Raw genomic sequence first — 23660 nt, 5'->3', positions numbered from 1 at the left:
GCCAGGCGCGACTTCGATCTACGCCCATTGTACGCCGGCGCCCGCCCGCCCGCCCGCTCGCCGGCAGGCGGATCCCGCGCCCCGCCTCGGCCCCCTACAGATCGATGCGCCCGAGCCTCCAAGCGGCGAGGAGCGCCGGCACGGCGATCCAGAGGAGGAGCGACGCGCAGAGGGCCGCCGCCGCGCCCGGCTCGCCGCCCGTGAAGCGCAGGAAGGCGAGCGACGCGGCCCCGAACGCCGCGGTCCCCTCGATGGCGAGGAGCGCCCCGGTCCTCACCGCGCCCACGGGGTTGACGATCACCGAGACGGCGAGGAGCCGCGAGGCCGTCCCCGACGGCAGCACCGAGGCGATCGCGAGCGCTGCGAGGTCGAAGAGGACCACCGCCGCGAACCAGACCACGATCGCCACCGCCATCGCGCGGGCGCGCTTGCGGCCGACCGCACCGGAGGCCACGAGCGCCGCGACGGCGAGGAACACCGCGGTGAGCACCATCGATCCGAGGACGAGCAGCGCGTACCCGGCGCCCCCCGCCTCGCCCGCCTGCGAGAAGATGACGAGGCCCGCGAGCCCGAACCCGACCGCCTGCGCCGCGGCGAGCGCCGCGAGGAGGCCGAGCAGCTTCCCGGCGAGGATGGTGCGGCGCGCCACCGGCTGCGCGAAGAGGAGCTCGACCGTCCCCCGCTCGGGCGCGAGCGACAGGACTCCCATGAGGAGCGACGCCAGCGGCACGACCAGCGCGACGAGCTGCACGAGCGAGGCGCTCGTCCGGGCGAAGTCCTGGAACCCGCTCCCACCCGAGAGGACGTACCCGGAGAACGCGACGCCGAGGGCGAGCACGGCGAACACCGCCGCGAAGATCTGCGTCCAGCGCGACCTCGCCGCGAGGAGCAGCTCCTGGCGCGCGACGAGCAGGAGCGGAGATGGCAGCGGCGGCGTCATCGGGCGTCGGGGACTCCGCCCGGCCCGAAGACCTCCGCGACGGTGATCCGGACCCCTCGCGCCGCCTCGGGGTCGGCGGCGCGCGACGCGTCGTCGGCGTGCGCGACGAGGTGCGAGGACATCGGCGTCGCGAGCGCGTCGTCGCGCGTGTACCGGGCGGCCGCGGCGCGCACCCACGCCCGCGTCCGGTGGTCCGCCACGTACGCGACGGCGCCGTCCGGGAGCGACGCGTGCGCCCTCAGGAAGTCGCGCAGGCAGCCGATGTCGTCGAAGAACCGTGGCTCCTCGCGCGCCGCGACGAGCTGGGCGGCGAACCGTGGGTCGGACACGGCCATGCGGCACTGCGCGCAGGCGTCGTTGCGCGTGTCGAGCGGCGCCGGGGCGGGCGGTCCGCGCGAGCAGGACAGGGCGACGAGCAGCACGGCGGACGCGTTCCTCATGCGGTCCCCTCCACGAGCTCGCGGTAGAGCGCGTCGAGGCGCCCCTCCTCGGCGGAGAGGCCGCGCAGCTCCAGACCCTCCGCGCGGATCGCCTCCACCGCCGCGGCGCGCACCGCCGGCGTGCCGGGGACGATCACCTCCTCGCCCGTCCAGCGCGCACCGGGCGCGAGCCGCGCGAGCTTGCCCTCCAGCGCGGGCGGGCAGCGATCGAGCCGCACCCGCAGGAGGCCCCGCCCGACGAGCCGGTCCTGGAGCTCCCGCTGCCCGAGCTGGGCCACGAGGCGTCCCTCCACCAGGACGGCCACGCGGTCGGCGAGCCGCTCCACGTCCCCGAGCTGGTGAGAGCTGAACAGGACGGACCTGCCCGCGCGGCGCCAGCGCTCGGCGAGCCCGTAGAACGCGCACAGGCCATCGGGATCCAGCGACGAGGTGGGCTCGTCGAGCAGGTAGCTGCGCGCGTCCGGCAGGGCGGCGACCGCGAGCCCGAGACGCTGGACCATGCCCCCGGAGTAGGTGCCGATCGCCCGCGAGGCCGCGCCGTTCAGGGCGACGGTGCGCAGCACCTCGCGCGCCGCGCCGGGCGCTCCGCCCCGCAGGCGCCGGTAGAACTCGACCACCTCCGCGCCGGTGAGCGCGTCCGGGAAGCTCACCTTCTGCGGCAGGAACGAGAGCGCTCGCCGCGCCCGCGGCTCGGCCGCGCTGACGCCCGGATCGCCGACGAGCACGCGCCCCGACGTGGGACGGACGAGCCCGGCCGCCGCCTTGAGCGAGGTGGTCTTGCCCGAGCCGTTCGGGCCGAGGAGCGCCACCACCTCTCCGGCCCCCACCGTGAGGGTGAGCCCTTCGACCGCGCGGTTCGGGCCGTAGCGCTTCGAGAGCGCCTCGAACCGGATCACCGCTCCTCCTCTGCGCGCCCGGACCTTCGGCCGCCGCCGAGCACGGCGAGACCGAGCACGATCGCCGCCGCGGACCCGGCGAGGCCGGGAGCGGAGACGCGCCGCCCGGCCGACCGAACGGTGGGGACCGCGGGCAGGCGCGGCGCGCGCGCGAGCGGGGCGCGATCCACCGCCTGGATGGGCGCGAGCACGGGGAAGCTCCGCTCCGCCGCGGCGAGCGCGGCGGCGGCGAGGCTCTGGGCGAGGAGGTCCGCCGCGGCGAGGTTCCCGCGCAGGTGGTCGAACAGGCTGCCGAGGACGTAGGGCCGGTCGCTCCTCCCGTCACCGTCGAGATCCGGCTGGTCGTTGTCCGACCAGTAGTTCCCGTCGAAGCTCGTGTCGGTCCGGCGGCCGACCAGGTCGAGGGAGGTGAGGTTCCCGATGAAGGCGTTCCCCTCGAAGCGGGTCTCGCCGCACGAGTCGTAGAGCACGATGGCCGCGTCCGACTCCGCGACGACGTTCCGCCGGAAGACGTTCCGGTACGAGCCCTCGAGGAAGATGCCGCGCGCGTTGTCGGCGAAGAGGTTGTCCTCGGCGATCGCGTCGTCGCAGGCCTTGAACAGGAGCCCGACCGAGGCGAAGCCGCGGTTGTGCAGGAAGCGGTTGCGGCGGAACTCGATCCGTCGAGAGTACATGAGCACCGCGCCGGCCGCGTTCGCCTCGAACGTGTTCTCCTCGAACACGTTGTCGTCCGAGAACATGTAGTGGAGCCCGTAGCGGAGCTCGCGCGCCACGTTGCCGCGGATGACGCCGTGCGGGGAGGACTGGATGTAGAACCCGTCGCGCGCGTGCCACACCACGTTCCGCTCGAGCGTGAACCCTTCGGTGTTCCACACGTGGACGCCGGAGCCCTTCTCGCCGGGCTCCTTCCCGGGGATGCCGTGGACGGTGTTCCCCTCCACGCGGGCGCCGTGCGCCTCGCGCAGGTACACGCCGAAGAGCGCCCGCTCGATCCGGCAGTCGCGCACCACGGCGCCGGGCGCGGCGACGTGCACGCCGGCCGAGTCGCGGCCGAGGTCACCGCCTTCCCGCCCGTCGATGTCGAACCCCTCGATCACCACCCCCGGGGCGCGGATCCGGACCACGCTCCCCTTGCCGGCCCCGACGAGCCGCGGCCGGCCGCGGCCGGCGAGGTGGATCGGGCGGTCGAGGAACAGATCGCCGGCGTACTCGCCGGGCCCGACCTCCACGCGCGCGCCAGGCGGCGCCGCGTCGATCCGCGCCTGCAGCGGCGAGGCCTCGCCGCGCGGCGGCCGCCCCTCGACGTCCCCCGCCGGGATCGCCGGCATGTCGCCCTGGCCCGCGGCGACGGCGAGGAGCAGGGCCGCGGCGATCATCGTGCGGCGGTCCGGGCCGAGGAGGCGCCGGCCGGGGACGTCCCGCCGCGTGCAGCCCGCGCCTCCCGGAGCGCCGCGCGCGCCGCGAGGAGCAGGGCGGCGACGAGCGCCAGCCCCGCCGCGAGGAGCGCGTACGATCCAGCGGCGGGGTACGAGTAGACCTCGAAGTTGGCGAGCTGCGTCCCGCCGAAGAGCGGCGGCATGAACGGGTCCACCTTCACCGGCGCCGTCGGGGCGAGGTCGTGCCCGTATCTGTACAGCTTGTACGCGAACGACCACCCGGAGAACCCCGCGAACCAGGCGAACAGGACCGTCGAGTCCACGAGGTCGAGCAGCCGGCCCATCACGATCGCGCGCAGGAAGAGCAGCGCCAGGACGCCGATCACGAACGGCATCCACTGGAACTCGCGGAAGTCGTCCTCCCTGAGATCTCGCATCCCGATGTAGTGGTTGAGGAGGTTGATCTCCTTCAGATCCTGGCCCTCGTTCCCGCCCTCGAGCTTGTAGCTGTAGATGTCGAGCCGCAGCCCGCCCTGGTACTGCGGCGCGAACATCGTCAGGTTCCAGAGCGGCAGGAAGTAGGTGGGCAGGAGCAGGAGCGCCGCCGCGAGGACGAGCGCCCGCGGCGTGCCTCCGACCGGCGACGAGAGCGCGCGGTGGCTGCTCTCGAGCAGGCGCGTCATCGCGGTCCCCTCCTGGTCTCCTCCCGGCCGGCCCGCGCGCCACCGCCCTCGTCGCCTTCGGCCGGCGCCGCGGCACGCGCGGGCCGGACCACGAGGTAGCCCTGCATCTCCTGGTGGAGCGCGGAGCAGAAGTTCGTGCAGTAGTAGGGGAACACGCCCGGCTTGTCGGCCTTGAACGTGACGACCTTCGTCTCGCCGGGATCGACGACGAGGTTGATGTTGTAGTCGAGCAGCCCGAAGCCGTGCAGCTCGTCCGTCGTCTGCTCGATGTTCGTCACCGCCACCTTCACCGTGTCGCCCTGGTTCACCTCGATGAGCTGCGGCGTGAAGGTGGAGCGCACCGCGGTCATCTTCACCACCACCTCGTTTCCCTTGCGGCTCGCGCCCGTGTCCTTCACGTCCCACACCGCGAGCGGGTTCTTGTTCTCCTCCTTCTTGTAGACCTCGATCGGCTTCACCTTGTCCGCCTTGATGATCTGCGCGTAGTGCGGCTCCGGCTCGGTGAAGGCGTCGTACACGAGCTTCATCTTGTCCTCGGAGATGTCCACCAGCTGCGAGGACTCGGGCTGCGACGGCCCCACCGACAGGTGGCGCCCGTGGGAGAGCTTGTTCAGGCCCACGAGCCACTTCCCGTCGGGCGACACGGTGTCACCCTCGGCGGCGGAGAGGTGGCCGGTCGAGTACGACATGGGGACCTTGTCCACGACCTCCCAGGTCCCGAGCTTCCACTTCGCGAGCGCGCTGTCGACGAAGAGCGAGGTGTACGCCCAGCCGTCCGGGCCGAACTGCGTGTGAAGGGGCCCGAGCCCCACCGGCACCTCGGCGTCCTTGATCGACTCGTACTTGAGGACCGGGATGCCGTCCTCCTCGCCGGTGAAGTCCTTGTTCTTGATCGCGGTGAGGACCTTCTCGAAGTTGAAGGCGGTGGTGACGCCCTGCAGCTTCCCTGAGCCGATGATGTACTTGCCGTCCGGCGAGACGTCCACGCCGTGCGGCGACTTCCCGCAGGGCATGAGGTACACGAGCCCGGGCACCTTGCGCGGGTCGAGCACCTTCACCCCGCCGATGAGGTCGCCCTTCCCCTCGGCAGCGGCCTTCTCCGCCTCGCGCCAGTTGATCGCCGCGATGTAGTCCCGGTCGCGCTGCGACGCGGTGACCTCGAGCTTGCCGGTGCCGCGCTCGGAGTTGTAGCAGGTGAGGAACATCCACCCGTCGGAGACGAGCTTGCCGGCGTCGCCCAGATCCCAGTCGAACGGCGGGAGCGCCACCTGCCAGCCGAGCGACATCTTCCCGGACTCCGGGTCGATCTTGATCCCTGCGACGATGCCCTTGTACTCGCTCGCGTACTTGTCGATCGAGACGGCCGTCCCCTTGGGGATGGGGATCGAGAACCGGGAGGACATCATGGCGTACTCGGTGTTGGGGGTGACGAACGCCGAGCCGTGGTTCCCGGAGACGTTCGGGACCGGCCCGATGATCTGCCGCGTCTTGAAGTCGCGCAGATCGATGCGCGCGATCCGGCCGTTCATCTCGTTCACGAACAGCCAGCGGCCGTCGTAGTCGCCCTTGGTCTCGGAGAGCGCCGGGTGGTGCACGTCGCCCCAGGTGAGCTTCCCGAGCATCTCCTTCGTCTCGTCGTCGAAGCCGTAGCCCGTGGCGGGGTACGGCGCGAACACCGGGATGGTCGCGAGGTGGCGCATCGACGGGAGGCCATAGATGAACACCTGACCGGAGTGACCGCCGGAGGAGAACATGTAGTACTCGTCGAGATCCCCCGGGGCGACGTACGTCTTCTGCGCCGCGACCGAGACGTCCGACTTGGCGGCCTCCCGCCTCGCTCCCTTCGGCTCCCTGGGCGCACAGCGCACCGCGACCGCGGCCGCCGCGACCAGGACCGCGGCGATCGCGAGTGGCTTCGAGACGCTCTTCGAGGACGACATGGTGCCTCCTGTGCCACGCTCAGCGCCGGGCCGGCGCGGGCTCTCCCTTCGCCTTCTGCTGCTCCAGCCACGCGGCGTAAGCCTCGCGGACCTTCCCGATCGCCACCTCGAGCTCCGCCGGCGTGAGGACGATCTGCCGCGAGAGCACCACCGACATCGTGCCGGTCGGCGCGCGCAGGAAGTCGTCGACGGTGCGGCCGAAGCGCGCTTGCACGTCCTCGACCGCGTTCGAGAGATCGGGGCCGATCTGCGCCGGGCTCTTCACGCCGAGCGACGAGACGTTGTGGCAGACGAAGCAGCCGGTCTTCACGAACCACGCCCCCGGTCCGGTGAGCATCCGCCGCTCCTCCTCGATCTCCTGAGGGGTCTGCGGATCGGTCCGCGGCGCGCCCGCGAGGTAGGCGGCCGGCACGGGCTCGTTGCGCCAGGACATGACGAGCATCGAGAGCGCCTGCACCTGCTCGGTCGAGAAGTTGAAGTTCGGCATGACGGTGTCGGGCACGAGCGCCTTCGGCTCCCGGAAGTGCGCCACGTGCCAGGCGAACATCGTCCGCTGGCCGAGCAGGCGCGTGTAGTCGAACTGCTCCGGCGCCTTGTCGCCCACGAAGGTGAGATCCGGCCCGATGTTCCCGCCGCGGCCGTTGATCACGTGGCAGGCGCGGCAACCCTTCTCCCCGACGAGCCGCTTCGCCAGGTTGATGGCGTCCGCGCCCTTCGTCGCGCGGTCGTAGCGATGGCAGACGTTGCAGTTCATCTGCAGGAGCGCGCCGCGGTCGCCCGCGAGCGAGTACCCCTCCCCGAGGAACTCGCCGAGCACCGGCTCCTCCCAGTGCTGGACCGGGCCGTGCGCCTCCTCGACGTCGACCGCGTACCCCTGGCCGCCGTGGCAGGCGGTGCACCCGAACCGCTCGACGGGGTGAGACGCCAGGATGGCAGGGGGGTGGGTGCGGAATGGCTCCTCGGCGCCCTCGAAGCCCTTCCAGGCGGTGGCCTGGTGGCACATCACGCACCGGTCGGCGCGCTGCAGCGCGGGGACCCAGACCTGCAGCATGCCGGACGGTATGGCGGACGCCTTGTCCTCGCCGAGCTGACCCGCGACGCGCCGCTTGAACTCCCACTGGTAGTAGCGCCAGTCGTGGACCCAGTCCTTCCAGGCGAACAGGGCGGTGGACACGACGAGCAGGACTCCGACGAGTGCGAGCACCAGCCGGTCACGGCTGCGGTACGGCGATGGGCTGCGCTGTTCCATGATCAGATCCGGCCCGGCATGTCGGGCCAGGCCTCCCACGGCCAGTAGAGGTTCCAGTACGGCCCTCGGACGAACAGCCCGACGTACGTGAGGAGGAGCACGAGCAGGACGATCACGAGGAACACCGCGTTCTGCGTCCGGCGGGTCCTCGGCATCCAGCGTCCGGCGGCCTCCGGCGGGCTCCGATCGAGCCACGGCCAGATCGCCATGACGGTCACCAGGATCCCGGGCAGGATGATCCCGCCCACGAGCGCGCCGTTCACCGTGAAGGAGCCGATGCGGAAGGTGGTGTCGGTGACGAGCTCCTGCAGCCAGAGGAAGTACCAGGGGGCCTTGGCGGGGTTCGGCGTGACGAGCGGGTTCGCGGCCTCCTCGAGCGGCGAGCGGATGAGCACCGCGAGGATGCTCACCACCGCGATGGTGCCGAGGACGACGATGGCCGCCCGCCGCGTGAGGTCGGGGACGGAGTTCACCGTGGTGAGCGGCGCCTCGACGGAGGTGGCGCGGATCGTCGGGCCCGTGCCGCGCGCGATCCCGAGGAGCGAGTAGGTCTTCGTCGCGCCCGGCGCGTCCGGCGCGGGCGCGGGGAGCGCGGCGGCGCGGTCCGCGCAGGCGAGCCCGCCGTCCTTGCGGATCCGCCACATGTGGTAGGCGAACAGCGCGCCGAGCGCGCCGGGCAGCACGATCACGTGCAGCACGTAGAAGCGGATGAGCGTCGGCTGATCGATGTTCCGGCCGCCGAGCAGGAGCTCGCGCACCTCCGCCCCGACGAGCGGCACCGCCGAGGCGATGTTGGTGCCCACGGTGACCGCCCAGTAGGCGAGCTGGTCCCACGGGAGCAGGTAGCCCGTGAAGCTGAGGAACAGGGTCACGAGGAACATCACCACGCCGAGCACCCAGTTCCACTCTCGGTGCTGCCCGCGCCCCGTCCCGTTCTTGTACGCGCCGGTGAGGAACACCCGGACGAGGTGGAGGAACACCGCCGCCACCATGAGGTGGGCCGCGATGCGGTGCACGGAGCGGATCCAGGAGCCGAAGGTGACGACGTACTCGATGTCCTTCACGGACCCGTAGGCGCGCTCCACCGACGGCACGTGCAGGAAGAGCAGGGGCAGGCCCGACACGACGAGCAGGAGCAGGAGCGCCGCGGAGACGGTCCCCAGCCAGAGCGAGTACCGCCAGTCGAGGGAGGCGCGGAGCGCCTTCGCGGGGAACCAGTGCAGGAGGAAGTTCGCGACGATCGCGTCGCCGGCCTGGCGATCCGACGCCGGGCGGAGGCTCCACAACCGCCGCGGGTGCACGCCGGGTGCGGCGGGCGGGGACGTTCCGGTTCGGGGAGCGGTGGCCACGACGTCCTCCTCAGGCGATGGTCAGCCGGAAGTCGCGGTCCACCGGCTTCGCCAGATCGACCACGAGCTGTCCGTCGTCGAGCGCGAGCTCGAGGTGGTACCAGTCGAGCGGGCGCGGAGCGGGTCCGGCCACGTTCTGCCCGTCGCCCTCGTAGCGCGAGCCGTGGCACGGGCAGAGGAAGCGGTGCGTGAGCTTGAGCGGCTGTCCCTCGACGGTCTTCGTCTCCGCGCGCGGCAGCGCCTCGGCGCGCACGGTGCAGCCGAGGTGCGTGCAGACGGCGGAGATGGCGTGGAACACCTTCCCCTCGCGGAACACGAACAGCCGCTGCTCCGGCAGGAACTTCATCCCGTCCGGGAACTCGCCGGGCGCGCCGATCTTCACGGTGGTGGGCGCGTCGTACGAGACGTTCGGCACGAGCGAGCGCAGCGCGGCGACCGACTGCCCGCCGAGGGCGACGACCCCCGCCCCGATGCCGAGGCCCTTCAGGAACTCCCGCCGATCCTTCCGCTCGGTCATGACGACCTCTCGCGCGGCGCGGCCCGCTCGCCCGCGGCCCCGTACCGCTCGGTGATCTGGAAGTGCTCCATCGTCATCGCGTCGGTGGGGCAGCGGATGGCGCAGAGCCCGCACCGGATGCACTTCTCCTCGTCCTTCAGCATCGCCGAGAGCGGCAGCCCGTCGGCGCGCGCGAGCGCGACGAGCGCCCGCCGCTCCTCCTCCGGGAGCTCGAGCTCCTCGATGGGGACGAGCGACAGGCAGTACTCCGGACACACGTCCACGCAGCGCCCGCAGAGGACGCACTTCTCCGGGTCGTAGATCGTCTGCACGTGGCAGACGAGGCAGCGCGCGCCCTGCGCGATCGCCTCCTCCTCCGAGAACGCGATCTCGACCTCCGCGACGCCGGTGCGCCGCCCGAGGTCGAGCGTCGGCGGCGGCCTGCGGTCGAGCACCTCGAACCCGGCGATCATCCGGTACTCGCGGGTGGGGATCTTCTCGATCTCGAGGAGCGCCTCGACCCGGGCGGCCTCGCGCGAGAGGTATTCGTGGATCGAGCGCGCCGCGCGCTTGCCGTTGGCGATCGCCTCGATGAGGTTGCGCGGCCCGAACGCCACGTCGCCGCCGGCGAACACCCCGGGCGCGCTGGTGGCGAGGGTGGCGCGGTCCACCTTGATGGTCCCGCCGGGCGTGACCTCGACCCCGTCCTCCGGCTTCAGGAAGGAGAGCTCCGCGCGCTGGCCGATGGCGAGCACGCAGGCGTCGGCGGGGATCGCGAGGACGTCGGCGTCGTCGTAGCGCGGCGAGAAGCGGCCCGCCTCGTCGAAGACCGAGATGACGCGCCTCAGCTCCACCGCCTCGAGCCGCTTCTCTCCCAGGAACCGCCTCGGGCCTCGCCTCGGCTCGAAGCGGATCCCCTCGCGCTTCGCCTCCTCGAACTCCTCGTGGCCCTGCGACGTGCGCAGCACCGGCATCTCCGCGAAGCTCTCGAGCGAGACGATGGTCACCTCGGTCGCGCCGCCCCGCACCGCCTCCCGCGCGGCGTCGAACGCCTCCTTCATCCTCGCGTCCACCTCCTCGCCGAGGCGCGCGCCGATCTCCGGCGCCTCCTCGCGGCCGAGGCGGAGCGCCATGCGCGCGGCGTCGAACGCGACGAAGCCGCCGCCGATGACGACGACCTTGCGCCCGAGGTCGACGCGGTAGCCGCGGTTGGCGTTGAGGAGGTAGTCCACCGCCTTGACGACGCCGTCCAGGTCGACCCCGGGCAGCTCGAGATCGCGGCCCTTCTGCACGCCCACGGAGAGGAACACCGCCTCGAAGCCGTCCCGGCGGAGCGCCTCGAGCCCGAACGAGGGGGTGAGCGGCGTCCCGGTCCTGAGCGTCACGCCGAACGACAGGATCTTCTCGATCTCCGCGCGGATGACGCCGCGAGGCAGCCGGTACTCCGGGATGCCGAAGCGCATCATGCCGCCCGGCTCGTCCGAGGCCTCGAGCACCGTGACGGCATAGCCGAGCAGCGCGAGATCGTGCGCCGCGGAGAGGCCGGCCGGCCCCGCGCCGATCACCGCCACCTTGCGGCGGGCCTCCGGGCCGCGCGCCGAGAAGGGCGCCACGGGGAGATGGCCCACGTAGCGGTTGCCCTCGGGGAGCAGCGCCTCGAGCAGCCGATCCTGCGTGTCGGGGTGGACGGACTCGACGCCGAAGCGCTCGGAGAGCGTCCGCTTCAGGGCCCGGATGGTGATGGGCGCGTCGATGCTGCCGCGCCGGCACGCGTCCTCGCACGGCGCGGCGCAGACGCGGCCACAGACGGAGGCGAACGGGTTCGGCGCCCGCGCGACGAGGTAGCCGTCCTCGTACCGCCGCGCCGCGACCAGCTGCACGTAGCGCCCCGCGTCGGTGGCGACGGGGCAGCCGGCCTGGCACTTCACCTGTGCCTTCCAGTCCTCGAGCTCCGGAACCCGGGCACGGATCGCCATGAAGCCCCCCAGCTCGATCGGCGCTTGGCGGCGCCGGTCGGGACCCTGGATCTTCGGCACCGTGACGGCGCCCCGAGGTCGCGGCCGTTGGGGCGCGGCGATCGGCCCCGCTCGCACTGCGGGTCGACTGGCGCACGCCCGGTCGTACCCTCCCCCGCCATGCCTCCGAGCGGCTCGCTCCGGCGCGCGCCGTTCCGCGCTCCCCCGGCGCGGGCACTCGCGGCGGCCGGCCGGCGCCGCTACGACCAGCCGGTGAGCGCTCCCGACGCCATCGTGGTGGGCGCGGGCCCGAACGGCCTCGCGGCCGCCGTGGCGCTCGCCACTGCCGGCCTGCGGGTCCGCGTCGTCGAGCGGAACGCGCAGGTGGGCGGCGGCGCGCGCACGCTGTCGCTCACCCTGCCCGGCTTCCACCACGACCACTGCTCGGCGATCCACCCGCTCGCGGCGGGCTCGCCGTTCCTGCGCCGCCTGCCGCTCGGGGCGCACGGCGTCACGTGGGTCGAGCCTCCCATCGCCGTCGCGCACCCGTTCGACGACGGCACGGCCGCCCTGCTGTCGCGGTCGTTCGAGGCCACGGGAGGGAGCCTCGACCGCGGCGACGCGCGGGCCTGGCGCGCGCTCTTCGCGCCGCTCGCGGAGCGCTTCCCGGAGCTCATGGACGAGCTCCTGGGCGGGCTCGTCCGCGTCCCCCGCCGGCCCCTCCTCCTCGCGCGCTTCGCGCTGCCGGCCCTCGTGCCGGCCTCGGCGCTCGCCCGGGCGCGCTTCCGCGGCCCGAGGGCGCGCGCGCTCCTCGCCGGGCTCGCCGCGCACGCGCAGCTCCCGCTCGAGCGGGCGCCGAGCGCCGCCTTCGCGCTCGTGCTCGGTGCGGCGGCGCACGCGGAGGGCTGGCCGTTCCCCGCCGGCGGAGCGCAGGCCATCCCGCACGCGCTCGCCGCGCTCCTCCGCGCCTCGGGCGGCGAGATCGTGACGGGCGAGGAGGTGAGGAGCCTCGCCGCGCTCCCACGGACCCGCGCCACCCTCCTCGACCTCACGCCGCGCCAGGTGCTCCGCGTCGCCGGCGACCGGCTGCCGCGCCGGTACGCCCGGGCGCTCGCGCGCTTCCGCTACGGGCCGGGCGCCTTCAAGGTGGACTACGCGCTCGACGGGCCCATCCCGTGGCTCGCGGCGGAGTGCGCGCGGGCGGGGACGGTGCACCTCGGCGGCACGCTCGAGGAGATCGCGGCGTCCGAGGCGGCGGTCTGGCGCGGCGAGCTCGCGGTGCGCCCCTACGTGCTCGTGGCGCAGCACACGCTCTTCGACCCGCCGCGCGCGCCGCCCGGGAAGCACACCGCCTGGGCCTATTGCCACGTGCCGAGCGGCTTCGGCGGCGACGCGCTCGGCGCGCTCGAGGCGCAGCTGGAGCGCTTCGCCCCGGGGTTCCGCGAGCGCGTCCTCACGCGCGCCGTGCGGGGGCCGGCTGCGCTGGAGGCCGACGATCCCAACCTCGTGGGCGGGGACGTCGGCGCCGGCGCGAACACCCTGGGACAGACGCTGTTCCGGCCCGCGGCGCGGCTCGTCCCCTGGTCCACCCCGGTGCCCGGGCTGTACCTTTGCTCGGCCTCGACGCCGCCGGGCGGCGGCGTCCACGGGATGTGCGGGTACCACGCGGCGCAGACGGCGCTGCGGAGGCTGTGGTAGCGCGAGGCGCGCGGACGTTCCCGCTCGTGCCTCGACCGTCCCGGCACGAGCGGTGACCGCGCCCGAGCGACGGTGCCCCTACTCCAGCTCGCGCCTCACCCCGCCCGCGCGCGCGTGAGGCGCCGGCGCGGGCTCGCTCGTCCCGTTCCCCCCGCCCCGGCCGCCCCCCAGCAGGCGGCGGAACCCCCGCAGCGCCCGCTCGCGGAAGGAGTCCATGATCTCGTAGACGGTCGGGATGACGAGCAGGGTGAGGAGCGTCGAGGTGATGACGCCGCCGATCACCGCCCGGCCGAGGGGCGCGCGGAAGTCGCCGCCCTCTCCCGCCCCGAGCGCCACCGGGATCATGCCGGCGATGATCGCGACGCTCGTCATCATGATCGGGCGCAGGCGGATGCGGCCGGCCTCGACGAGCGCGTCCCGTATCGAGATGCCCCGCTCCTCGCGCGCCCACTTCGCGAAGTCGATGAGCAGGATCGCGTTCTTCGCGACGATGCCGAAGAGCAGGATCACGCCGATGAGGCTCATGATGTTGAGGGTGTCCCCGGTGAGGAGGAGGGCGCCCACGACGCCGATGAGCGACAGCGGCAGGGAGAGGAGGATCGCGAGCGGGTCGAGGAACGACCCGAACTGCAGGACGAGGATGAGGTACATGAGCAGCACCGCGAGCAGCAGCGCGAGCCCGACGCGCATGAACACCTCCTGCTGGTCGCGCGACTCGCCGCCCTGACGGATGGTGTAGCCCGGCGGGAGCTTCACCTCGGCCCCGAGGCGCCGCTCGATGTCCTGCACCACCTCGGTGAGCGAGCGGCCCGCCACGTTCCCCTGGATGTTGATGACGCGCTCGCGGTCGAGGTGCGCGATCTGGGCGGGCCCGAGGCCCTCCCGCACCGTGGCCACCTGGCCGAGCGGCACGACCTGGGGGTTGCCCCCGTTCTGCGGGTGCAGGACGAGCGGCAGCTGGCGCAGGTCCACCGCGCGCTCGCGCGCCTCTGGCGCGAGCCGCACCATGACGTCGCGGGTCTCGCCGGTCGGGTCGACCCAGTCGCCCGAGTCGAGGCCGGCGAAGGCGATGCGGAGCGACTGCGCGACCTGGCCGACGGTGACGCCGAGGTTGCCCGCGAGGCCGCGGTTCACCGCCACCTCCAGCTCCGGCTTCTGGCCGCGCGTGGAGAGGCCGACGTCCACGGCGCCGGGGACGGCCTGGGCGACCGCCTTCACCTTCTCCGCGTACTGGGCGAGCACGCGCGAGTCCGGCCCGCGCAGCTCGAGCTGGATCGACTTGAACGCCCCGCCGAAGCCGCTCGTGAAGACGGAGATCTCCGCGCCCGCGACGCGCTTCAGCTCGCGGCGCAGGGTGGTCCCGAGCTCCTCCTGCGAGCGCGCGCGGTCCGCCTTCGGTACGAGCCGCACGTACACGAGCGCCTGGTCCACGCCCGGCGCCTGGAGCGGGATGGGCGTGCCGATGGAGGAGTAGACGTACTTCACCTCGGGGTGGCTGCGGACGATGGCGTTCGCCTCCTCCACCTTCGCGCGGGTGTAGTCGAGCGAGGAGCCGGGCGGCGTCTGGACGATGAGGTTCACCTCGCTGCGATCGGAGATGGGCACGAAGCCCGCCCCGCCGAAGGCGCCCTGCAGGAAGATCGCCCCGAAGAACGAGAGCCCGGCCAGCGCGATCATCGTCCAGCGGTGATCGAGGGCCCACGCCACGACCCCCTTGTAGCGATCGGCCTGCCGGTCGAACCAGGCGTTGAACGCCCCGAGCGCGCGCCCGACGGGGCCGCGCGCCTGGCCCTTCTCGATCTGCGGGTCGGGCCAGTAGGCCGACATCATCGGGTCGAGCGAGAAGGACACGAACAGCGAGACCAGCACGGCGGCGGCGATGGTGAGGGCGAACGGCTTGAACCACTGGCCGGCGACCCCGTACATGAACGCCACCGGCACGAACACCGAGACGATCGAGAAGGTGGTCGCCGCGACCGCGAGCCCGATCTCGTCGGTGCCCTTGAACGACGCGGTGGTGTGGTCCTCGCCGAGCTCGATGTGCCGGACGATGTTCTCCCGCACGACGATGGCGTCGTCGATGAGGATGCCGATCGCGAGCGACAGGCCGAGGAGCGACATCGTGTTGAGGGTGAACCCGAACATCCACACGCTGATGAACGCGGCCAGCACGGAGACCGGCAGCGCGAGGCCGGTGATGACCGTGGAGCGCCAGGAGTTGAGGAAGAAGAACACCACCAGCACGGTGAGGAGCGCGCCCTCCACGAGCGTCGTCTGCACCTCGTTCACCGAGCGCCGCACGCGCTCGCCCGCGTCCTGCACGACCTGGAGCTTCGCGGCCTTCGGCAGCCGTGGCTCGAGGGCCTTCGCGCGCGCCTTGATCTCGTCGGCCACCGCGGTGGTCGAGTAGCCCTTCGTCTTCAGCACCTCGAGGCCGACCGCCTCCGACGTGTCGTAGAGCGCGAGCGTGCGCGGCTCCTCCGCGCCGTCCTTCACGCTCCCGAGCTGGCCGAGCCGCACCACCTGCCCGCCGCGCGTCGCGACCGCGATGGCCGCGAACTCGTCGGGCGTCTGCAGCCGCCCGCTGAGCCGGATGGACTGCTCGCCGAGGGGCGTGTTCACCCTGCCGACCGGCGCGGCCAGGTTCTGCGCCTGGAGGGCGCCCACCACGTCGCTCGCCGACACGCCCGCGGCGGCCATCGCCTGCGGGTTCAGCTCCACCGTGAGCTCGCGCTTCCGGCCGCCCACGAGCCGCACGTCCGCCACCCCCTGCACCGCGCGCAGCTCGCGCGAGACCACCTCGTCGGCGAGCCGCGTCAGCGACGGGACGTCGATGGACCCGGAGGTGAGCGTGAGCGAGACGATCGGCTCGTCGGCCGGATCGAACCGCGTGATGATCGGCTCCTCCATCTCCAGCGGCAGGTCGGCGCGCTTCTCGCTGATGGCGTCGCGGATGTCCTGCGTCGCCTCCTGCAGGTCCTTCTCGAAGTCGAAGAAGACGATGAACTGCGCGAGGCCGTCGGTGGCGGAGGCGGTGGTCTGCTCGCCGTCGATCCCGCTGATCGAGAAGATGGCGTCCTCGATCGGATCGATGAGCTCGCGCTCGACGGTCTCCGGCGACGCCCCGGGGTAGACGATCGTGACGGCCACCACGGGCGGCTGCACGTCGGGGAACTCGTCGGTCTTGAGCGCGACGAGCGCGATGAGCCCGAAGATGACGAGCGCGAGCATCACCGTGACGGTGACGATCGGCTTCTTGATGGCGAAGTCCGAGATGAGCATCTACCGCCCCCCGCCGTCCGACGCCTGCGCGCCGCCCCCCGTCTCCGCGGGCGCCCCGGACTCCGGGGCCGGCTGCGCCCGGGAGCCCTGGTCCGCGCCCGCCGGCGCGACCTGCACCGGAGCGCCTTCCGCGAGCGTCGCCCGCGCCGAGCCGAGCACGAGCACGTCCCCCGGCTTCACGCCCGCGCGGAAGCCCACCGCGCCGGTCACGTCGTCGTGCACCGAGATCTGCACCTCCACGCGCTCCACCTTGCCGCCCGAGACGCGCATCACCGTCGGCGGCTTGCTCGTGTCGTCCACCGCCGCGGCCGGCGCCGAGGGGCCCGTGCTGCTCTCGGCCGCCACGCGCCCGTGCGCGTAGAGGCCGGAGATGAGCTGGCCGTTCTCGTTCTTCACGTCCACGTAGACCCGCACCTGCCCCGTGGCGGGATCGACGGCGGGGTTCACCCGCTCGATGGCGCCCTCGAAGACCCGGTCGAAGCCGGTGACGGTGAAGTCCACGCGCGCGCCCGGCCGCACGAGCCCGACCTGGGCGGCCGGGACCGAGGCCTCGAACTGCAGGCGGGTCGGGTCGATGACCGTGAACAGCGGGGCGCCGGGCGCGACGACGTCGCCGACGGAGACCTGCCGCTCGGAGACGACGCCGGAGAACGGCGCGCGGACGCGGGCCTTGCTCACCTGCTGCTCGGCCTGGACCAGGCGCGCCCGCGCGTCGGCGAGCTGCGCCCGGGCACCCTCGTGCGCGGCCTCCGCCTGCTCCGCCTGCTGGGCGGCGAAGGCGCCCGCCTCGGCGAGCGTCCGCGCGCGCTTCGCGTTCGCCTCCGCGACCTGGAGCGTGTTCTTCGCGGCGCTCACGCCGGAGCGTGCGGCGATGAGCGCGTCGCGCAGCGCGGTGTCGTCGACGCGCGCGAGGAGCTGGCCCGGCTTCACCCGCTCGCCCGCCTCGGCGAGGACCTCGAGCACCGTCCCGCCGACCTCCGCGCGCAGCGCGGCGGCGCGCCGGGCGCGCAGCGTGCCGGAGATGTCCGGGCCGGACTGCAGCGTCCGCTCCGTCACGGTGGTGACGTTCTCCGGCGCCAGCGTGACCGGCTCCGGCTGCGCCGCGGCCTGCTCGCCGCCGCCGCCCTTGCATGCGCCGAGCGCGAGCGTCGAGGCCGCGACGAGCGCCGAGATCCGATGGGATCGACCCGCCATCGTCTGCCCTTCCAGTAGAACAAAAGAAGAAACCGCCCATACGGGCGGACGCCCTCCTTATGTCCGTTCGGGGGGCGAAAGGCGAGTCCGATCGGGGGGGCGGGGAATCCGCCCGCGCGATCCGCCGCTTCCGCGGCGCCTCCCCCGGCGGGCGCACGAATGGGAACGGGCCCGACCCGCCGGAGCGGATCGGGCCCGTCGTGCGTCCGTGGGAGCCGGCTACGCGCGCGCCTTGGGCGGCTTCCCGTCCGCGGCGGCGGCGCCGGGCACGAGGTTCGCCGGGTTCATCGCGCGGGCGAGCTGCTCGTAGAGCGCGTACCGCTCGCGCACGTCCTTCTGCGCCTGCTCGAGCATCTTCGCGAAGCCCTGGGGGTTCGACGCCTCCACCTGCCGGAAGCGGGTCTCGTTCTCGACGAAGCGCGCGAGGTCGATCTTCGGCGCGGGGCTGTCGAGCTTGAGCGGGCTCTCGCCGTTCGCGACGCGCCGCGGATCGTAGCGGAAGAGCGGCCAGTAGCCGGACTCGACCGCCTTCTCCTGCTGCCCGAGGGCGTCGGACATCTCGTAGCCGTGCGCGATGCAGTGCGCGTAGGCCACGATGACGGACGTCCCCGTGTAGCTGTCCGCCTCCTTGAAGGCGTTCACGGTCTGCGCGTCCTTGGCGCCGAGCGCCACGCGCGCCACGTAGGGGTGGCCGTAGGTCATGGCGAGCATGGCGAGGTCCTTCTTCGGCAGGCTCTTGCCGGCCGTCGCGAACTTCGCCGCCGCGCCCATCGGCGTCGCCTTCGACGCCTGGCCGCCGGTGTTCGAGTACACCTCCGTGTCGAGCACGAGGATGTTCACGTCGCGGCCCTGCGCGATGACGTGGTCGAGGCCGCCGTAGCCGATGTCGTAGGCCCAGCCGTCGCCGCCCACGATCCAGACCGACTTGCGGACGAGGTAGTCGGCGATCTTGTAGAGCCAGCGCGCCTCGAAGGTGTCGACCGCGGCGAGCTTCTGCTTGAGGAGCTTCACGCGCGCGCGCTGCCTCTCGATCGCCGCCTCGTCGCCCTGCTCGGCCTTCAGGATCTCCTCGACGAGCCCGTCGCCCACGACGGTGCCCATCTTGGCGAGGAGCTCCTTCGCGTGCTCGGCCTGCTTGTCGATGGCGAGCCGCATGCCGAAGCCGAACTCGGCGTTGTCCTCGAAGAGCGAGTTCGCCCAGGCCGGCCCGCGCCCCGCCTCGTCCTGCGTGTACGGCGTCGTCGGCAGGTTGGCGCCGAAGATGGACGAGCAGCCCGTGGCGTTCGCGATGATCGCCCGGTCACCGTAGAGCTGGGTGAGGAGCTTCAGGTACGGGGTCTCGCCGCAGCCGGTGCAGGCGCCGGAGAACTCGAACAGCGGCTGGAGGAACTGCGTCCCCTTCACGTCCAGCTTCACGCGGGTGCGGTCCGCCTCGGGGATGGACAGGAAGAACGCCCAGTTCGTCCGCTCCTTCTCCTTGAGCGGCATGGCGTCCTTCATGTTGATGGCCTTGTGGCCCTTCTCGGTCTTCGACTCCGCCGGGCAGATCTCCACGCACAGCGTGCAGCCCGTGCAGTCGTCGGGGGACACCTGGAGGGCGTACTTGTTGCCCTTCACGTCCGGTGACTTGAAGTCCATCGTCACGAAGCCCTGCGGCGCGGCGGCGAGCGCCTCCGGCGCGAAGAACTTCGGGCGGATGGCCGCGTGCGGGCAGATGAGCGCGCACTTGTTGCACTGGATGCAGAGGCTCGGCTCCCACACCGGCAGCTCGAGGGCGATCGAGCGCTTCTCCCACTTGGACGTCCCGGTCGGCCAGGTGCCGTCCACCGGGAACGCCGACACCGGGAGCTGGTCGCCCTTGCCGGCGAGCATGAGCGCCGTGACGCGCTTCACGAAGTCCGGCGCCACCTCCGCCACCGCCGGCGGGCGCGGCTTCCCGCTCACCTGCCGACCCGCGGTGCTCACCTCGAAGAGGTGCGCGAGGGTGTGATCCACCGCGGCGAAGTTCTTCTGGACGACCTCCGGCCCCTTGCGCGCGTAGGTCTTCTCGATCGTCTTCTTGATGTGCCCGATCGCCTCGTCCTTCGGGAGCACGCCGGAGATGGCGAAGAAGCAGGTCTGCATGATGGTGTTGATGCGCACCCCCATGCCCGTCTCGCGCGCCACCTTGTACGCGTCGATCACGTAGAGCTTCAGCTTCTTCTGCAGGATCTGGTCCTGCACCTCCGCCGGGAGGTGCTGCCACACCTCGTCGGGCCCGTACGGCGAGTTGAGCAGGAACGTCGAGCCGGGCACCGCCTGCTCGACCATGTCGTACTTCTCGAGGAAGCCGAACTGGTGGCAGGCGACGAAGTTCGCGTTGGAGATGAGGTAGGCGGAGCGGATCGGCCGCGGCCCGAAGCGCAGGTGCGAGATGGTCACCGACCCGGACTTCTTCGAGTCGTAGACGAAGTAGCCCTGCGCGAAGTTGGGCGTGTCCTCGCCGATGATCTTGATGGAGTTCTTGTTCGCGCCGACGGTGCCGTCCGCGCCGAGGCCGTAGAACAGGGCGCGCACCACGTCGGCCGGCTCGGTGTCGAAGGCCGGGTCGTACTTGAGCGAGGTGTGGCCGATGTCGTCGTTGATGCCGACGGTGAAGTGGCGCTTCGGGCGCGCCTTCGAGAGCTCGTCGTAGACCGCCTTCACCATCGCCGGCGTGAACTCCTTGGAGGAGAGGCCGTAGCGGCCGCCGATGACGGTGAGCTGGTGGTGGAAGCGGTCGATGTGCGCCTGCTCCGCCTCGCGCAGCGCGGTGACCACGTCCTGGTAGAGCGGCTCGCCGAGCGACCCCGGCTCCTTCGTGCGATCGAGCACCGCGATGTGGTGCACGGTCCGCGGGAAGGCGGTCATGAACGCGCCGAGGTCGAAGGGCCGGAACAGCCGCACCTTCACGAGGCCGACCTTCTCGCCCTTCGCGACGAGGTGCTCGACGGTCTCCTGGATGGTGTCGCACCCGGAGCCCATCGCGACGATGACGCGCTCCGCCTGCGGGTGGCCGACGTACTCGAAGAGCTTGTAGCGGCGGCCCGTGATCTTGGCGAAGTGGTCCATCGCCTCCTGCACGTGGTCGGCGGCCTCCGCGTAGAACGGGTTGCACGCCTCGCGCGCCTGGAAGAAGGCGTCGGGGTTCTGGGCGGTGCCGCGCACCGTCGGCTTGTCCGGCGTGAGCGCGCGGGAGCGGTGCGCCGCGACGAGCTCCTCGGGGATCATCTGGCGGAGGTCGTCGTCGGTGAGCTCCTCCATCTTCGCGACCTCGTGCGAGGTGCGGAAGCCGTCGAAGAAGTGGAGGAACGGGACGCGCGAGAGCATCGAGGCGCGCTGCGCGATGGCCGCGAAGTCGTGCGCCTCCTGCACCGACGCCGAGGAGAGCAGCCCGAACCCGGTCTGGCGGACCGCCATCACGTCCGAGTGATCGCCGAAGATCGAGAGCGCGTGCGTCGCGACCGAGCGGGCGCTGACGTGCATGCAGAACGCGGTCAGCTCGCCCGCGATCTTGTACATGTTCGGGATCATGAGGAGCAGGCCCTGCGACGCCGTGAAGGTCGTCGTGAGCGCCCCCGCCTGCAGCGCGCCGTGCACCGCGCCGGCCGCGCCGCCCTCCGACTGCATCTCGGAGACGGAGGGCACCGTCCCCCAGATGTTCTTCTGGCCCTTGGCGGACCACTCGTCGGCCCACTCACCCATGTTGGAAGAGGGGGTGATCGGGTAGATCGCGATCACCTCGTTGATCCGGTGGGCGACCGACGCGACGGCCTCGTTGCCGTCCATGGTCACCATGCGCCTGCTCGCCATCGGTTGACTCCTCGGGCATGCGCGCCACGGCGCGCGCGTTCGCGCCGCTGGGCAGTGCCGAGCGGGTTTACTTCGTGTCGATCCGGGACCTGCGCTGGAACGGGGGACTGTAGCAGATCGCCCGACCCCCTCGACAACCCCTCGCAACGGCGAGGTTCTTCCAGGACCGGGTCGCTCCGGTATCGCTTCGGCATGACTTCGGCGTCAGTCCTACATCCGCGTCCAGCCGCCCGCTTGCACGCCGGGTCCTCGGCGTCGCAAGCTCCCCCGCCATGGTGCGCAAGGTCGGGACCAGCCGGATCGTCCGTGAAATCGGGCGTGGCGGCATGGGCGTCGTGTACGAGGCGTACCAGGACGGCCTCGAGCGCACGGTCGCGGTGAAGTCCCTCGACACGAAGCTCGCCCGCTCGAAGGAGATTGTGGAGCGGTTCCGTCGAGAAGGGCGAGCGTACGCCCGGCTCCGGCACGAGGCGATCGTCGGCGTGCACGACCTGGTCGAGAAGGACGACGGCCTCTACCTGGTGACCGACCTCGTGGACGGCGCGGACCTCGCCCGCGTCCTCGCGACCGGCGGGGCGCTGCCGGCCGACTGCGTCGCCGTGATCGGCGCGCGGATCGCCGACGCGCTCGACTACGTCCACTTCAACGGGCTCCTCCACCGCGACGTGAAGCCGGCGAACGTGATGGTCTCGCGCGACGGCGAGGTGAAGCTCATGGACTTCGGCATCGCGAAGGGCGCCGACGACCTGTCGCTCACCAAGGCCGGCATGCTCGTGGGGAGCCCGTCGTACATGGCGCCGGAGGTGCTCGCGGGCGAGGAGGAGGGGCCGGGCGCAGACGTGTGGGCGCTGGGCGTCACGCTGTACGAGCTCGCGACGGGCGAGAAGCCCTTCCGCGGGAAGAACGCCGAGGAGCTCTTCGCCGCCATCGCGCGCGGCCGATTCAGGAAGGTGCGCGCCCTCGCCCCCGACTGCCCCCGCCGGCTCGCGCACGCCATCGAGCGCTGCCTCTCGAGGACCCCGGCCGCGCGCATCGCCTCCGCAGGCGCGCTCGCGCGCGTGCTCGACGCGACCGCCGCGCGGCTCGTCGGGCGCGAGGTCCACCCGCGCGCCCGCCTCGTCGCCCTCCTCGCCAACCGCGGCTACGCCACCGAGGAGGTCGCGCTCTCCAAGCTCGACCTCTCCACCCTGCGCGCCACCCGCATCGCCGACGTGCGCGGCTCCGCCACCGCCGCCGAGTTCCCCATCCGCCGCCGCGCGCCGTTCCGTATCGGACTGGCGTTGATCCTTGCGCTGGCGGCGGGGGTGGCGGCGTGGGTGGTGAGGATCTGAGGAGCTAGGGAACTGCCCCGTCCATCCGGCGCAGGAGCCACGCAGAGAGGACGAACAATCCCGTGGGTAGCACCATGGCGATCCTCAACTCTCGGTCGCCTGCAGCAATGGAACCCACCCACATGGCCGCAGAGGGCACCGCGAGCCCTACGCACAGCCATGAGGCCGCACGGGGCGTTACTGAAGCAGTCGTCCTACGTCTCAGCAAAATGAGTCCGGAGACCCCGGCAGAAAGAATTGCCGGTACCAGGAAGGCACTCCAGACGACAACACCTACGAGATCTTCCGGTTCGGTCGAACTGGCTTGATAAGCCGCCGGAGCACACACCATCGCGGCCCATTGGAATACCGCCAGGATGGACGCGAGGAGGAGGTCGAGCGCTCCGACGATTCGGCTCACGGTGCCGAGGAGCCCGCCCGTCGAACCGGGCCGTGCGCCCTCCGTGGCGGCCGAATCGCTCGACGCCTGAGTCACGGAGCGCTCTCCGCCGCCACGTACCTCAGGCCGATGGGGCCAACCTTCGCCTCGTTCTGAAAGAGACGCAGGCGTGGATCGTGCCTGACGGTCAGAGCCTGGTCCGAGTCCCAGTGAACCTCGAGCTTCAGCGGGGCATCGCTGTAACCAGCGTCGGCGCTGAATGCGTTTCCCTTCCACGTCGGCAGCCGCTCGTCTCCCCGCAGTATCGACAGCTCCACGCTGTATGACGTCGTCGCGCCACAGTTACGCAAGAAGACGACCGCGCGGTGATCACCCGAAGGAGAGCTCGCCTCCGACATCACCGAGTTTACGCACGGATCGCAGCCAACGCCGGGCCCCAGAGCCAGCGCGATCAAGAAGAGCAGCGCCGTGAACAGCCCTACGATCAGGTCCAGGAAGCGGCCGGAGCGCTTCGTGGTGACCCACTTGCTCGTGGCGAGTCTGCTCATCGCGAAGGTGTCCCCGCACCGCGCTCGGCTTCGACCGAGAGTAATCCCCTTCCCCCACCTCTCGCAAGACGAG

At 72.1% G+C, this 23660-nt stretch carries 16 protein-coding genes; 2 read left to right on the top strand and 14 right to left on the bottom strand.

Going from position 1 to position 23660, the window contains the following annotated elements:
* Positions 1-94 precede the first annotated feature (94 nt).
* Genes ANAE109_RS01265 through ANAE109_RS01220 form a run of 10 tightly spaced genes read right to left on the bottom strand, consistent with a single transcriptional unit; the run spans position 95 to position 11345 of the window.
* Positions 95-940, bottom strand: a complete 846-nt coding sequence (locus ANAE109_RS01265; RefSeq protein ID WP_011984573.1) for an ABC transporter permease — start codon at positions 938-940, stop codon at positions 95-97.
* Positions 937-1380 (bottom strand): nitrous oxide reductase accessory protein NosL, encoded by a 444-nt coding sequence (locus tag ANAE109_RS01260; RefSeq protein ID WP_011984572.1) that lies wholly within the window; start codon positions 1378-1380, stop codon positions 937-939. Before ANAE109_RS01260 ends, ANAE109_RS01265 begins: the two co-directional genes overlap by 4 nt.
* A complete protein-coding gene (locus ANAE109_RS01255) occupies positions 1377-2276 on the bottom strand; it encodes an ABC transporter ATP-binding protein (RefSeq protein ID WP_011984571.1) in 900 nt (299 codons plus the stop codon). Before ANAE109_RS01255 ends, ANAE109_RS01260 begins: the two co-directional genes overlap by 4 nt.
* Positions 2273-3652, bottom strand: coding sequence for a nitrous oxide reductase family maturation protein NosD (locus ANAE109_RS01250; protein ID WP_011984570.1), 1380 nt, complete (start codon positions 3650-3652; stop codon positions 2273-2275). The genes ANAE109_RS01255 and ANAE109_RS01250 overlap by 4 nt, the downstream gene beginning before the upstream one ends.
* Positions 3649-4335 carry a hypothetical protein gene (locus ANAE109_RS01245; RefSeq protein WP_011984569.1) on the bottom strand — a complete coding sequence of 229 codons (687 nt, stop codon included), beginning with the start codon at positions 4333-4335 and terminating at the stop codon, positions 3649-3651. The genes ANAE109_RS01250 and ANAE109_RS01245 overlap by 4 nt, the downstream gene beginning before the upstream one ends.
* A complete protein-coding gene (gene nosZ / locus ANAE109_RS01240) occupies positions 4332-6275 on the bottom strand; it encodes a Sec-dependent nitrous-oxide reductase (RefSeq protein ID WP_011984568.1) in 1944 nt (647 codons plus the stop codon). Before nosZ ends, ANAE109_RS01245 begins: the two co-directional genes overlap by 4 nt.
* Positions 6276-6294: 19 nt before the next feature.
* Complete coding sequence (locus ANAE109_RS01235) at positions 6295-7524, bottom strand: cytochrome c family protein (RefSeq protein WP_011984567.1); 1230 nt, start codon at positions 7522-7524, stop codon at positions 6295-6297.
* Between the two features lie 2 nt (positions 7525-7526).
* Positions 7527-8873, bottom strand: coding sequence for a cytochrome b N-terminal domain-containing protein (locus tag ANAE109_RS01230; RefSeq protein ID WP_011984566.1), 1347 nt, complete (start codon positions 8871-8873; stop codon positions 7527-7529).
* A gap of 10 nt (positions 8874-8883) precedes the next feature.
* Entirely contained in the window at positions 8884-9390 is a 507-nt protein-coding gene (locus tag ANAE109_RS01225; RefSeq protein ID WP_011984565.1) for a ubiquinol-cytochrome c reductase iron-sulfur subunit, read from the bottom strand.
* On the bottom strand, positions 9387-11345 hold the full coding sequence (locus ANAE109_RS01220) for an FAD-dependent oxidoreductase (RefSeq protein ID WP_011984564.1): 1959 nt from the start codon (positions 11343-11345) through the stop codon (positions 9387-9389). The genes ANAE109_RS01225 and ANAE109_RS01220 overlap by 4 nt, the downstream gene beginning before the upstream one ends.
* A 252-nt stretch (positions 11346-11597) precedes the next feature.
* On the opposite strand from ANAE109_RS01220, the gene ANAE109_RS01215 reads away from it, so the two are divergent.
* Positions 11598-13022 (top strand): NAD(P)/FAD-dependent oxidoreductase, encoded by a 1425-nt coding sequence (locus ANAE109_RS01215; RefSeq protein ID WP_041448711.1) that lies wholly within the window; start codon positions 11598-11600, stop codon positions 13020-13022.
* Positions 13023-13100: 78 nt separating this feature from the next.
* Here the strand turns inward: ANAE109_RS01215 and ANAE109_RS01210 are convergent, their stop codons facing one another.
* The 3 genes from ANAE109_RS01210 to nifJ all read right to left on the bottom strand — a co-directional run bounded on the left by ANAE109_RS01210 (position 13101) and on the right by nifJ (position 21329).
* Positions 13101-16304 (bottom strand): efflux RND transporter permease subunit, encoded by a 3204-nt coding sequence (locus ANAE109_RS01210; protein ID WP_011984562.1) that lies wholly within the window; start codon positions 16302-16304, stop codon positions 13101-13103.
* Positions 16305-17498, bottom strand: coding sequence for an efflux RND transporter periplasmic adaptor subunit (locus ANAE109_RS01205; protein ID WP_011984561.1), 1194 nt, complete (start codon positions 17496-17498; stop codon positions 16305-16307).
* 219 nt (positions 17499-17717) lie between these two features.
* Positions 17718-21329, bottom strand: coding sequence for a pyruvate:ferredoxin (flavodoxin) oxidoreductase (gene nifJ, locus ANAE109_RS01200; RefSeq protein WP_011984560.1), 3612 nt, complete (start codon positions 21327-21329; stop codon positions 17718-17720).
* Between the two features lie 272 nt (positions 21330-21601).
* Between nifJ and ANAE109_RS01195 the strand changes: the two genes are divergently transcribed.
* Positions 21602-22660 (top strand): serine/threonine-protein kinase, encoded by a 1059-nt coding sequence (locus ANAE109_RS01195; protein ID WP_011984559.1) that lies wholly within the window; start codon positions 21602-21604, stop codon positions 22658-22660.
* Between the two features lie 471 nt (positions 22661-23131).
* Here ANAE109_RS01195 and ANAE109_RS01190 read toward each other — a convergent pair whose 3' ends face one another.
* Positions 23132-23587, bottom strand: a complete 456-nt coding sequence (locus tag ANAE109_RS01190; protein WP_041448035.1) for a hypothetical protein — start codon at positions 23585-23587, stop codon at positions 23132-23134.
* Positions 23588-23660 lie beyond the last annotated feature (73 nt).

This window comes from Anaeromyxobacter sp. Fw109-5 (assembly GCF_000017505.1).
Lineage (GTDB): Bacteria > Myxococcota > Myxococcia > Myxococcales > Anaeromyxobacteraceae > Anaeromyxobacter.
The sequence above is the reverse complement of the archived record's forward strand: the minus strand, read 5'-3'. Positions and strand labels throughout refer to the sequence as shown.